Here is a 12,564-nt window from a genome sequence, read left to right as displayed (position 1 = left end):
CCTTCGACAGATCGCCGCAGTCTGTCTGGATGGCGTGGCCTGCTCTGCCTGCTCCTGGCGGGTGTCGACCTTGGTCGACACGGTATGGCCTGCTCTTGGTGGGTGTCGACCTTGGTCGACACGGCAGGTTGGATGGATCGACGGTGGAGATTAAATCTCCACCTGCGCGCCGAGTTCCACCAGCCGGTTACCCGGAATCCGGAAGAAGCCGGTCGCCGGCGCGGCATTCCGGTGCATCAGCGCGAACAGCTTGTCGCGCCAGATCGGCATGCCGCGGTTGGCGGTGGCCACGATGGTCTCGCGGCTGGCGAAGAAGGTGGTGTCCATCGGGTCGAAGTAGATGCCACCGTGGTCGCACGAGCGCATCAGCGCCAGTGGGACGTCCGGGGTCTCCATGAAGCCGAAGCGCACATAGACCCGGTAGAACTCGTCGCCCACCGATTCGATCTTCAGTCGCTGCCCTTCCATCGCATACGGAATCGGCAGGGTTTCCACGTGCAGGAACACGTTGCGCTCGTGCAGCACCTTGTTGTGCTTGAGGTTGTGCATCAGCGCATGCGGGGCCACGGTCGGGTCGGCGGTGAGGAATACCGCAGTGCCCGGCACACGTACCGGCGGTGCCAGCATCAGGCCCGGCAGGAAGGTATCCAGGCGGATGCCGTCCTTGCGGATCTCATCGCGCAGCAGCTCGCGGCCACGGCGCCAGGTGCGCATCATGGTGAACAGGAAGATGCCCAGCACCACCGGGAACCAAGCGCCCTGCAGCAGCTTGGCACCGTTGGCGATGACGAAGCCGAGGTCGATGATGAAGAACACCACGCACAGCGGCAGGATCCACTTGCGTGCCTTCGGCCACAGCGAGCGGGCGACCAGGGCCAGCAGCAGAGTGTCGATCAGCATGGTGGCCGACACCGAGATGCCGTAGGCCACCGCCAGGTTGGACGAGCTGCGGAAGGCCAGCACCAGGCCGATCACCATCACCGCGATGCCCCAGTTGATGCCCGGGATGTAGATCTGGCCGATGGTGTCGTGCGAGGTGTGCTTGATGCGCATGCGCGGGATGTAGCCCAGCTGCATGGCCTGGCGCGAGACCGAGAACGCACCGGTGATGACCGACTGCGAGGCGATCACCGCGGCCATGGTGGCCAGGATGATCATCGGATACAGCGCCCACGGCGGCACCGCCTCGAAGAAGGGGTTCTTCAGCGCCTCTGGATGGTTGAGCACCAGTGCGCCCTGCCCCAGGTAGTTCAGCACCAGGCACGGCAGGACGAAGAAATACCAGGCGTGGCGGATCGGCTTGGCACCGAAGTGGCCCATGTCGGCGTACAGCGCCTCGCCACCAGTCACTGCCAGCACCACTGCGCCGAGGATGAAGATGCCGTGCCAGCTGTGCTCCATGAAGAAGCGGATCGCCCACCAGGGGTTGAAGGCCTTCAGCACTTCCGGCGCGTCGACGATGTTGTAGATACCGATCGCGGCCAGCGAAATGAACCAGACCGACGTGATGGGGCCGAAGGCCTTGCCAATCTTCTCGGTACCGAAGCGCTGCGCAGCAAACACCATCAGCAGCACCACCACCGTGATCGGCACGATGAAGGCATGCAGGCCCGGCGCGGCCACCTCCAGGCCTTCGACGGCACCCAGCACCGAAATCGCCGGCGTGATCACGCCGTCGCCGAAGAACAGCGAGGCACCGAAAATGCCGAGGATGCCCACCACATAAGCCGAGCGCGAACCGTTGCGCAGCGTGCGCTGGGTCAGCGCCATCAGCGCCATGATGCCGCCCTCGCCGTCGTTGTCGGCGCGCATGATGATGGTCACGTACTTCAGCGTGACCACGATGTTCAGTGCCCAGAAGGCCAGCGACAGCACGCCCAGCACGGTATCGTGGTCGCTGTTGAGCCCGTAGTGCGGCGAGAACGCCTCCTTCAGGGTGTACAGCGGGCTGGTACCGATATCGCCGAAGACCACGCCGATCGCACCGATGATCAGCGCCATGCCTCCGGCGGGAGGGGCGTGACCATGGCCGCCTGGGGCGGCGGCGTGCGGGGTTTGACTGCTGGACATGGGACTCCTGGCGAAGCTCAGGCGGTGGGTTGGGGGAAAGAAAGGCAGGTCAGCGCAGCGCCGACTGCAGCGCCTTGCGGATCACGGTGGCCACTTCGTCGCCCTCATTGAAGGCGTCGCGGGCCATGCGCGCGGCTTCGGCCGGCTTGTAGCCCAGCTGCTGCAACGCCACGGTCGCATCGGACAGCGGGTCGGCCGGGGCCGGGCCACTGCCGGTGGGCAGCGCGCCGCCGGCACCGAACTGGGCGGCGCGGTCACGCAGCTCCAGCACCATGCGCTCGGCGGTCTTCTTGCCGATGCCCGGAATACGGGTCAGCGCGGTGATGTCACCGGCCTGGACCATGCGCGCGAACTCCTCGACGGTGACGCCGGACAGCACGGCCAGCGCGATCTTCGCGCCGATGCCACTGACCTTCTGCACGTCGCGGAACAGGCGCCGCTCGCCCTCGCGCAGGAAGCCGTACAGCGAGACGCTGTCTTCCTTCTGCGCGTAATGGGTGTACAGGGTGACCTCGCGGCCGAGCTCGGGCAGGTCATAGAAGGTGCTCATCGGCGCCTCCAGCTCGTAGCCCACTCCGTTCACGTCCACCACCAGCCACGGCGGCGCCTTGTAGGCGACGATGCCGCGCAGTCGACCTATCATTGCGTGCAGCTCCTCATTTGCGGCCCCACGCCTGGCGGGCACTGAGCCCCAGGCGGTTGGCCGTTGCCCTTACGTGGGCATGGGTGATCGCCACCGCCAACGCGTCGGCCGCGTCGGCCTGCAGCTTGGTTTTCAGGTTGAGCATGAGCCCGACCATGTGTTGAACCTGTTGCTTTTCGGCGCCACCACGACCGACCACCGCCAGCTTGATCTCGCTGGCGGCATATTCATGCACCGGCAGGTCGCGCAGCACCACGGCGGAAATCGCCGCGCCACGGGCCTGGCCCAGCTTCAGTGCTGAATCGGGGTTGCGGGCCATGAACACGCGTTCGATGGCCACTTCCTGCGGCTGGTACTCGCGGCACAGGTCGGCCAGGCCCAGCACCAGCAGCTTCATGCGCTGCGGGAAATCGTCGGCGCCCAGCAGCACCAGCGGCTGGTGATGCACGTGGCTGACCTTTCCGGTGGCGTCGACATCAATGATGCCGACCCCGGTCCGCTGCGAACCGGGATCGATGCCGAGGATGCGGGTCATGCGGCACTCCTGGCGGGGCGGAACGGGAGGCGCTGGCAGGCGTATGGGCTCATGACTGTCCGCGGTGACCGTTCAACGGCCCGCGCCCAGGCCGTCGAAGACGGCTCAGGCGTAGGCGTCGGCGCCGAGTTCGGCGTTGGAGTACACGTCCTGCACGTCGTCCAGGTCTTCCAGCATGTCCAGCAGCTTCTTGACCTGCAGGGCGACGTCGCCTTCGACCTTGATGTCGTTGTCGGCGCGGAAGGTGATCTCGGCGTGGTCGGCGACATGGCCCGCAGCGGTCATTGCATCCTTGACCGCGTTGAACGCGTCAGGGCTGGTGACCACATCGATCGAGCCATCGTCCGGATAGACCACGATGTCATCGGCGCCGGCCTCGATGGCCGCCTCGGTGATGGCTTCCTCGTCGACGCCCGGGGCGAAGCTGAGCACGCCCAGGCGCTTGAACATGAAGGCCACCGAGCCTTCGGTGCCCATGTTGCCGCCGCACTTGCTGAACGCATGGCGGACATCGGCCACGGTGCGCACGCGGTTGTCGGTCAGGCAGTCGACGATCACGGCCACGCCGCCCGGGGCATAGCCCTCGTAGCGGATTTCCTCGTAATCGACGCCTTCCAGTTCACCGGTGGCCTTCTTGATGGCGCGCTCGATCACGTCCTTGGACATGTTCACGGCCAGGCCCTTGTCCATCGCCACGCGCAGGCGCGGGTTGTTGTTGGGGTCGCCTCCACCGCCGCGCGCGGCAACGCCGATCTCACGGATGATCTTGGTGAAAATCTTGCCGCGCTTCGCGTCGGACGCGTTCTTGCGGGCTTCGATGGAGGGGCCTCTACCCATGGGTGCTACCGTCTGGCTGCTTCAGGATCAAGGCGCGGATTCTACCTGATCGGGCGCTGCAACCGTGTCTAGGCCCGTATTGTTGTAGAGCCGAGCCCATGCTCGGCTCAATGGGCCCGACGGAATGCAGCCGAGCGTGGGCTCGGCTCTACAGAACGGTCCCACCGCCGGGCCTTACGCGGCCGCCGCGTCGCGGCTGTGGTCGAACTGGCCGTGGCGCAGGAAATGGGCGGTCTGCCGTGCGGCGTCGGGCGACACCACCAGGCCACTGTGGCTGGTGCGGACCACGCAATGGTCGGCCAGACCCGGCAGGCGCGTCTCAGCCAGGGCCACGGTGCCGTCGGAGGCATCGTCGATGGCCCCCAGCAAGCTGCCCAGCCCATGCGGCACCGAACCGGCGATCAGGCCAACCTCGGCCCTGCCCTGCCAGTCCGGCAGGCCATCCAGCAGCAGGTCGCTGCTGCGCCCCAACGCGAGGCCCCAGCCGTGCTCGGACAACGAACGCGCAGTGCCACTGCCGCGCAGCGGCGAGCCCAGGCAGACCACGCGCTGCACATCCAGCTGCGGCTGGCGGCGCAAGGCCTCCAGCGCCAGCAATCCCCCCAGGCTGTGTCCGACCAGCGACAACGGGCCGGCATCGGTCAGCCGCTCCAGCAGCTGCGGCACGGCCACGTCGGGACCACCGAATACCGAGGAATAGCCGAACGCGTGCACCTGGAAACCACGTGCGCGCAGGCGCCAGGCCAGCGGCCCGACCCAGGCACGGGCGTTCCAGATGCCATGCAGCAGCAATACGGGGGGAGTCATGCAAACAGCCTGGCGGTCAGCGGGGCGGGAACGTACGGTGATTGAACACGCGCGCGCAGCAAGCGGCGGTGAACGTCAGGCTGCGCGCGGTGTGCGGCGCAGGATGAATTCAAGATCGTGGGTGTCGCCGACCGGGAACAGATATTCGCCCGCCTTCTCGAATCCATAGCGGGCGTAGAAGCGCTGTGCGCCGAAGTTCTCCGACCACACGCCCAGCCACAGCGTGCGCGGGCCTTCGTGCTCCAGCCAGGCCAGCGCGGTTTCCAGCAGGCGGCTGCCCCAGCCACAGTTCTGCTGGGCCTTGATCAGGTACAGGCGCTTGAGTTCGCCGTCACCGGGTTTCACCTCGGGATGCGGCAGGCCGCAGGGGCCGGCGGCGGCATGACCGACCGCCTCCCCGTCCAGCTCCAGCAGCCACACCGCGTAGTCGGGGTGGGCCAGGATCACGCGCTGGCGCTCGACCGTGTAGGCCTCCTCAAGGAAGGCCTGCAGGTCCTGCGGCGGATACAGATGGCCGAAGGTTTCGGTGAACGTGCGGGCAGCCAGCGCCGACAGGGTCGGCGCGTCGTCCACAGTGGCGCGGCGGATCGAATACATGCAGGAAGTTGACGTCAGGGCGAAGGGCGGGTCAAGCCTTTTCAGGCGACTCCGCTTCTTCTTCCTCGTCCTCTTCCTCGTATTCCTCTTCGTCCTCGTCCTCTTCTTCCTCGCCTTCCTCGTCCTCGTCGTACTCTTCCTCTTCCTCTTCGTCGTCCTCATAATCCTCGACGCCGAAGTCTTCACCGTCCCAACGGCCTTCGCCGTCGGCGACGAAGGTCAGGGCCATCGCCGCCGGGTTGGTACCCACACGAACCAGCCAACCGCCGAACACGCGTGCACGCTCGGTGACCAGATTGGTCTCAGCGCCTTCATTGCCCAGCTTTTCCCACTCCAGCGAAAACGCGAACTCGGTCATTGCCTGGATCTCCTGATCAGTTGGTCTTGGGGCGAACCTGGATGTGCACTTCGGCCAGCTGCGCGTCGACGATCGGCGACGGCGCGTCGGTCATCAGATCCTGTGCACCGGTGGTCTTCGGGAACGGGATGACGTCGCGGATCGACTCGGTGCCGGCCATCAGCGCGGCGATGCGGTCGATGCCGAAGGCGATGCCACCGTGCGGCGGCGCGCCGTAGTTCAGCGCGTCGAGCAGGAAGCCGAACTTGGCGCGGGCTTCTTCGGCACCGATGCCGAGCAGCTCGAACACTGCGCTCTGCATGTCCGGACGGTGAATACGGATCGAACCACCGCCGATCTCATTGCCGTTGAGCACCATGTCGTAGCCGCGCGAGACGGCGGTACGGGCGTTGGCGCGCAGGTCGGCGATGTCGTCCACGGCCGGTGCGGTGAAGGGGTGATGCAGGGCGACGTAGCGCTGTTCTTCCTCGTCCCACTCGAACATCGGGAAGTCGGTGACCCACAGCGGTGCCCAGCCGTCGGCGACCAGGCCGAAGTCCTTGCCGGCCTTCAGGCGCAGCGCGCCCATGAAGTCGGAGACCTTGTTGTAGCCACCGGCACCGAAGAACACGATGTCGCCGTTGCCGGCGCCGACGTGCGCGACCAGCGCAGCGAAGGATTCCTCGCTGAAGAACTTCTGGATCGGCGAGCTGACTTCGCCGTTGTCGGCGATCTTGATGTAGGCCAGACCCTTGGCACCGTACTTGGCGGCATGCGCGGCGTACTCGTCGATCTGCTTGCGGCTGAGCGCTGCACCGCCCGGGATGCGCAGCGCGGCAACGCGGCCTTCGGCATCGTTGGCCGGGCCGGTGAACACGGCAAATTCGCTGTCCTTGACCAGCTCGGCCACGTCCATCAGTTCCAGCGCGATGCGCAGGTCCGGCTTGTCCGAACCGTAGCGACGCATCGCCTCGGCCCAGGTCATGCGCGGGAAGCTGGCGTCCAGCTGCACGTCCACCACTTCCTTGAAGATGGCGCGGATCATGTCTTCGACGAAGTCCTGCACGTCGCGCTCGCGGACGAAGGCGAATTCCATGTCCAGCTGGGTGAATTCCAGCTGGCGGTCGGCACGCAGGGCTTCGTCGCGGAAGCAGCGCGCGATCTGGTAGTAACGGTCGAAGCCGGCCACCATCAGGATCTGCTTGAACAGCTGCGGGCTCTGCGGCAGGGCGTAGAACTCGCCCGGGTGCATGCGCGCCGGCACCAGGAAGTCGCGGGCGCCTTCTGGGGTGGCCTTGGTCAGGATCGGGGTCTCGATGTCCTGGAAGCCCTTCTCGTCCAGGTGGCGGCGCAGGGCCTGCACCAGCTTGATGCGGGTGCGCTGCATGCGCTGCATCTCCGGGCGGCGCAGGTCCAGGTAGCGGTACTTCAGGCGGGTTTCTTCGCCCGGGTTCTCGTGGGCGTGGAACGGCAGCGGCGCGGCCTTGTTCAGCACGGTGATGGCAGTGGCGATCACTTCCACCTTGCCGGTGCGCATCTTGTCGTTCACCGCGTGGCGGGCACGCACCACGCCTTCCACCTGCAGCACGTCCTCATAGCCCAGCGACGCGGCCACGGCAAACACGTCGGCGTTGTCGACTTCCACGGTCACCTGCACGATGCCTTCATGATCTCGAAGATCGATGAAGCAGACGCCGCCCTGGTTACGGGCCACGTCGGTCCAGCCGGCGAGGGTGACAGTCTGGCCAATCAGGGTCTCATCGACCAGGCCGCAGAAGTGGGTACGCATGGGGGGAAGCTCCGCTGGAGAACGCCGGCACCGGATGGGGGCCGGAAAGCCTCGTATTCTGCGGCCGAGGCCCCGGCCGGGGCAAATCCGGCCAGTCACACCGGCTTGATCGCCCCCCTCCCTATAGTCGGGCACCTGCCACCGTATGGGATGCCGCCATGAAACCGCTGTCCCTGGCCAGCCTGGCCGTAACCCTCAGCCTGGGTGCCCTGGGTACCCTTGCCCTGCCCGCCCCTTCCGCGCATGCGCAGAGCGGCGTGGTCCGCTGCGAAAGCCAGAACAACCGCGAACGGGTCTGCAACACCGGCTGGCGCAATGCGCAGCTGGTGCGCCAGCTGTCCGGCTCGGACTGTGATGAAGGACGAACCTGGGGCAGCCGTAACGGCAGCATCTGGGTCACCAACGGCTGCCGAGCGGAGTTCGTCGAGGCCCGCGGTGGCTGGGGCGGCGGCAATGGCGGTGGCCGGGGCGGCAACAACGGCCGGCCCGGCGAGACCATCCGCTGCGAGAGCCAGAACAACCGTGAGCGCAGCTGCCCGGTCGGCTGGCGCAATGCCCGCCTGGTCCGCCAGCTGTCTGGCAGCCCCTGCAACGAAGGGCGTACCTGGGGCGTGCGCAATGGCGCGGTCTGGGTCAGTGGCGGTTGCCGTGCCGAATTCGCCGAAGCCCGTGGCTGGGGCGGTGGCGGCGGTGGCTGGGGCGGCGGAAACAGCAATTACACGGTGACCTGCAGCAGCAACAACAACCGCTCGCAGACCTGCGACTGGGATGAGCGCCAGGGCCGCCCGGTGCTGCAGCAGCAGCTGTCCGGCAGTGCCTGCCAGGAAGGCCGCAGCTGGGGCTACGCGCGTGGCCAGGTGTGGGTGAGCAACGGCTGCCGGGCACGTTTCGGCACGCGGTGAGGGGTAGCGCCGGGCCATGCCCGGCGAGCGCAGTGGCGCGGTCAACTGCAGAAAACCCGCCGGGCACGGCCCGGCGCTACCGGGCTGGCTGCGCGGCCTCATCACCCCAAGGCGGCGGCGGCAGGTCGACCGGCTTGCTCAGATCGAACTGCACGCGGAAGCGGCGGCCCTCCGGGCGCGTCAGCTCGTAGACGAACGTCTGGTCGGGATCGATTTCCATCGCCCAGGTGTTGTGCGTGGAGGCCAGCATGTCGGCGCGGCGGAACATCGCCACCGAATCGGCATCGGCCGGGAACTGCTGGCGCTCGGCAGTGCCCGGCGGCGTGCTGTCGCCACCGTACAGGGTGATCGCGTCGGGGCTGCCGTCTTCGTGGCGATGGTCGTGCTTCAGGCGCAGCCCGTTCGGCGTGCGGATCAGCACCCACGTACGCGAGTGGTCATCCCCCACGTGGAACGGGATGCGCAGCTCATGCGCCGGATCGGCGCAGCCGCGCACATGCATCACCAGGCGCTGCCCGGCGAACGGGTCCTTCCCTGTCGGCGCCGGCGTGTCCTCCACCACCTTGCCGGCGTAAGCCTGGCCGCAATGCGCGGCGATGGCGGCCATGAAGGCATCGGCCGGTGCGGTCGCCAGATCATGGGCGACCGTGTCGGAGCGCTGCGTACAGGCAGCAAGGCTGAGCAGGAGGACGGAAGCGGTGACGGCGGCAGGCAGTTTCATACCCCAACCCTAACGGCCATGGCCGAAGTGCGCAAACCGCACGCGCAGCATCCGCTCAGCGATCGAGGGCAGATGCCGCCGACAGTGTTTCTGTGGCTGCCACCGGCGCGGCTTCGCCTTCACCCGCAGGTTCCTGCTCGACCGGATCGACATCGAACGGGGTACGGAACACCAGCGACGGCAGCAGCGTGGTCAACGCCGCATACAGCAACAGCGCGCCGAACAGCACCGCCGGAATCTGGAAGCGCTCGCGCATGATCGCCGCCAGCACCAGGGTGAAGATGAGGGTCGGAGCCAACGCCAGCGAGACCCGCAGGCTGCTGCGGAAGCTCTCGCCGAACATGACCCGGCGCTGCAGCCAGACCACGCCGATGCGCAGCGGCAGCACCACCAGGGTGATCACGATGCCCAGCCCCAGGGCCTCGAAGCTGAGCGCTTCAGCGGGCACCTTGGTGCCGGCGTTGAAGAAGTAGAACGGCACGAAGAACGAGGCGAACAGGCGCAGCGCATGCAGGTTCTCGTGCGAGGCCAGCAACGGCATGCGCTGGTGCAGCAGGCGCGCGACCAGCCCGGCGATGAACGCGCCGACCAGGTAGTACACGCCCAGCAGGTAGGTGATGTAGGCCGCGACCATGCCCACCATCACCAGCAGCGAGAATTCCGAGCCCGGCGCGTGCGGCGCCACCCAACGGCCCAGGCCGATGAACAGCAGCGGCAGGCCGACCATCATCGCCAGCAGGGCCAGGCTGGACAGCGCCATATGCCCCGGATCGCCCGCCTGCAGCACGATGAACAACGCCGCCAGCGCCAGCAGTTCGCCGGCGATGGCCTTGCTGGTCACCCAGAACCGCTCGTCCTCGCTCAGGCCCAGCCGCGACAGCGAATCCATGATGAAACCGGTGGAGGGCGTCAGCAGCGCCAGGGCCAGCAGGCCGGCAGCCTGCCAGGGCAATCCCGCGTAGCGCCAGGCCAGCCAGCCTACGCCGAACAGCGTGCCGGTACGGATCACCAGATGCGCCAGCAGCGGCCACATGCCACGGCGCAGCGCCTGCAGGTCCACTTCCAGGCCGGCGAACAGGAACAGCGAGGAAATCCCCAGCGTGGCCAGCAGGCCGATCACCGCATCGTGGGCCTGGTCGCCCAGCCAGAGCATGCCGATGATGCCGAACAGCAGGCAGGTCAGGGGTGCGGGCAGGCTGAAGCGCTGCAGCGCGCGCGGGATCACCAGCAGCGCGAAGATCAGCAGCAGGTAGATCAACTCATGGCTCATCGGGGTCTTCCGTGGGGTTCGAACGCGCGCAGGATGCGCGCGCCGAACCGATCCGGCAAGCCACGTTTGAATGACCCCGGTTACCTCACCCAATCAGTCGATCGGCGATCCGGCCCACCTGGGTCAGCACCAGGGCGCGCTGCTCATTGCTGATCGCGCCGGTCTGCAGATAGGCGGTCAGCACCCACGGTGCGCCGCCCGCGCGCGGCCACAACACGGCGATGTCGTTGCGCGCGTCCTCGCCATTGCTGCCGGTCTTGTCGCCAACGCGCCAGCGCTTGCCGAGGCCCGCGCGCAGGCAGGCGTCGCCGGTCTCGTTGTCGATCAGCCAGTCGGCCAGCTGCTGCCGCGATGCCGGCTGCAGCACTGTCCCCAGCACCACACGCTGCAGCGAACCAGCCATCGCCGCCGGTGTGGTGGTGTCGCGCGGGTCGCCTTCGGCGAAGCTGTTCATTTCCGGCTCCAGCCGGTCGCTGCGGCTGACCGCATCACCGCTGGCGCGCAGGAACGCGGTCACCGCCGGCGGGCCACCGACCACGCCGAACAACAGGTTGGCGGCGGTGTTGTCGCTGGTGATGATCGTGGCCCGGCACAGGTCGCGCACGGTCATATCCTTGCCGGCATGACGGCGGGTGACCGGTGCGTGCGAGAGCAGGTCGGCCTCGCGCACCGGTACGCGCCGGTCGAGCAGCGCGGGTGCGCGCTCGGCCTGGCTGAGCACGGTCGCGGCCAGCATGCTCTTGAAGGTGCTGCACATCGGGAAGCGCTCGTCCTGGCGATGGCCGACGCGGCGACTGCTTGCGGTATCGAGCAGGGTCACGCCCAAGCGTCCTGCGCAGGCCTTTTCCAGCGCGGCGAAATCACCGGCGGCGTTGATGGCGGCATCTGTGGGTGCGCTGGCGGCGGCCTTGCCCGCTGCACGTGCCAGCAACGGCAGGGCAAGCGAAGAAGCAACAGCGGCACCACTGAACTGCAGGAATCGGCGACGGGCGAGCATGCGGGGGTTCTCCTGGGGACCGTTCGATTATTGGAACCCACGGCCAGGACGACCAGCGCGAAAATTCAGCACAAGCCATTAGATTTATTGATGCCTATTGCATCAATTCCTGCGATTAGCGGCCTTCCCTGCCCAGGCGTTAGGATCAGCCATCATCCAGGCTCACGACTCGACGATGCTGCATCCCACCCTGCCACTGAACGCGCTGCGCGCCTTCGAGGCCGCCGCCCGCCACCAGAACTTCACCCGTGCCGCGCTGGAGCTGTGTGTCAGCCAGGCCGCGCTGAGCCACCAGATCCGTGGGCTGGAGGACCGGCTCGGCATCCGCCTGTTCCACCGACTGCCTCGCGGCGTGGCGCTCACCGACGAAGGCGCGGCGCTGTATCCGGTGCTCAACGAATCGTTCGAGCGCATCTCCGCCAGCATTGCGCGCTATACCGGCGGGCCGGCCCGTGAAGTGCTGACGCTGGGCGTGGTCGGCACCTTCGCCACCGGCTGGCTGCTGCCACGGCTGGCCGCATTCGAGGCCGCGCACCCGGACATCGAGCTGCGCCTGCAGACCCACAACAACCGCATCGACCTGGCCGGCGAAGGCCTGGACCTGGCCATCCGGTTTGGTGATGGCGATTGGCAGGGCCAGGCCTGCACGGCGATCCTCGACGCGCCGTTCGCGCCGCTGTGCGCGCCGGCACTGGCGCGGCGGCTGAAACAGCCGCGCGACCTGGGCACGCTGCCGCTGCTGCGCTCCTACCGCAGCGACGAATGGCCGCGCTGGTTGCAGGCGGCAGGAGTGAGTGGCGTGGAAGCCCGCGGGCCGGTGTTTGATTCGTCATTGACAGTGGCGATGGCCGCGGTCGGCGGCGCCGGCGTGGCGCTGCTGCCGCTGCGCATGTTCGAGCAGGAGCTGGCCGAAGGTCGCCTGCTGCAGCCGTTCAGCACCACGCTGGAGCTGGGGCGCTACTGGCTGACGCGATTGCGCTCGCGCGCCGAGCGTGAACCGGCGAAGCGATTCCGCGAATGGCTGCAGGCGCAGGGATGAAACGCAGGCGACGTGGGTAG

Annotated in this window: 13 protein-coding genes; 2 read left to right on the top strand and 11 right to left on the bottom strand. The window is 67.4% G+C overall.

Translation table 11 applies throughout. The features are described 5' to 3' along the window. Nucleotides 1-150: 150 nt before the first annotated feature. The 8 genes from RI032_RS13475 to aspS all read right to left on the bottom strand — a co-directional run bounded on the left by RI032_RS13475 (nt 151) and on the right by aspS (nt 7,615). Complete coding sequence (locus RI032_RS13475; RefSeq protein ID WP_014038224.1) at nt 151-2,070, bottom strand: potassium transporter Kup; 1,920 nt, start codon at nt 2,068-2,070, stop codon at nt 151-153. A 49-nt stretch (nt 2,071-2,119) separates the two neighbouring features. Beyond that, a complete protein-coding gene (ruvA, locus tag RI032_RS13470; RefSeq protein WP_010481591.1) occupies nt 2,120-2,713 on the bottom strand; it encodes a Holliday junction branch migration protein RuvA in 594 nt (197 codons plus the stop codon). A 13-nt stretch (nt 2,714-2,726) separates the two neighbouring features. Next, the gene (gene ruvC, locus RI032_RS13465) at nt 2,727-3,248 is read right to left on the bottom strand and encodes a crossover junction endodeoxyribonuclease RuvC (RefSeq protein ID WP_010481590.1); all 522 of its coding nucleotides are present in this window, start codon (nt 3,246-3,248) and stop codon (nt 2,727-2,729) included. Nucleotides 3,249-3,353: 105 nt separating this feature from the next. Beyond that, the gene (locus RI032_RS13460) at nt 3,354-4,085 is read right to left on the bottom strand and encodes a YebC/PmpR family DNA-binding transcriptional regulator (RefSeq protein WP_010481589.1); all 732 of its coding nucleotides are present in this window, start codon (nt 4,083-4,085) and stop codon (nt 3,354-3,356) included. A 174-nt stretch (nt 4,086-4,259) separates the two neighbouring features. Then, nucleotides 4,260-4,892: an esterase/lipase family protein gene (locus tag RI032_RS13455; protein WP_029379762.1), complete on the bottom strand. Its 633-nt coding sequence runs from the start codon at nt 4,890-4,892 to the stop codon at nt 4,260-4,262. Nucleotides 4,893-4,967: 75 nt separating this feature from the next. Then, entirely contained in the window at nt 4,968-5,489 is a 522-nt protein-coding gene (locus RI032_RS13450; RefSeq protein WP_019337539.1) for a GNAT family N-acetyltransferase, read from the bottom strand. A 31-nt stretch (nt 5,490-5,520) separates the two neighbouring features. Next, nucleotides 5,521-5,847 (bottom strand): DNA primase, encoded by a 327-nt coding sequence (locus RI032_RS13445; protein ID WP_322547139.1) that lies wholly within the window; start codon nt 5,845-5,847, stop codon nt 5,521-5,523. A gap of 16 nt (nt 5,848-5,863) precedes the next feature. Next, nucleotides 5,864-7,615, bottom strand: coding sequence for an aspartate--tRNA ligase (gene aspS / locus RI032_RS13440; protein ID WP_257472210.1), 1,752 nt, complete (start codon nt 7,613-7,615; stop codon nt 5,864-5,866). A gap of 158 nt (nt 7,616-7,773) precedes the next feature. On the opposite strand from aspS, the gene RI032_RS13435 reads away from it, so the two are divergent. Then, nucleotides 7,774-8,517 (top strand): DUF3011 domain-containing protein, encoded by a 744-nt coding sequence (locus RI032_RS13435; RefSeq protein ID WP_322547138.1) that lies wholly within the window; start codon nt 7,774-7,776, stop codon nt 8,515-8,517. 76 nt (nt 8,518-8,593) lie between these two features. Here RI032_RS13435 and RI032_RS13430 read toward each other — a convergent pair whose 3' ends face one another. The 3 genes from RI032_RS13430 to blaL2 all read right to left on the bottom strand — a co-directional run bounded on the left by RI032_RS13430 (nt 8,594) and on the right by blaL2 (nt 11,505). Continuing rightward, entirely contained in the window at nt 8,594-9,238 is a 645-nt protein-coding gene (locus RI032_RS13430; RefSeq protein WP_322547137.1) for a hypothetical protein, read from the bottom strand. Between the two features lie 55 nt (nt 9,239-9,293). Beyond that, nucleotides 9,294-10,508 carry a cation:proton antiporter gene (locus tag RI032_RS13425; RefSeq protein ID WP_322547136.1) on the bottom strand — a complete coding sequence of 405 codons (1,215 nt, stop codon included), beginning with the start codon at nt 10,506-10,508 and terminating at the stop codon, nt 9,294-9,296. A gap of 85 nt (nt 10,509-10,593) precedes the next feature. Beyond that, nucleotides 10,594-11,505, bottom strand: coding sequence for a L2 family extended-spectrum class A beta-lactamase (blaL2, locus tag RI032_RS13420; RefSeq protein ID WP_322547135.1), 912 nt, complete (start codon nt 11,503-11,505; stop codon nt 10,594-10,596). Nucleotides 11,506-11,680: 175 nt separating this feature from the next. Between blaL2 and ampR the strand changes: the two genes are divergently transcribed. Beyond that, the gene (gene ampR / locus RI032_RS13415) at nt 11,681-12,544 is read left to right on the top strand and encodes a LysR family transcriptional regulator AmpR (RefSeq protein ID WP_010481573.1); all 864 of its coding nucleotides are present in this window, start codon (nt 11,681-11,683) and stop codon (nt 12,542-12,544) included. Nucleotides 12,545-12,564: the final 20 nt, after the last annotated feature.

It is taken from the genome of Stenotrophomonas geniculata, from assembly GCF_034508895.1.
Taxonomy (GTDB): domain Bacteria; phylum Pseudomonadota; class Gammaproteobacteria; order Xanthomonadales; family Xanthomonadaceae; genus Stenotrophomonas; species Stenotrophomonas geniculata.
Note: the sequence above shows the minus strand (reverse complement) of the source record. Positions and strands in the feature narration are given on the sequence as shown.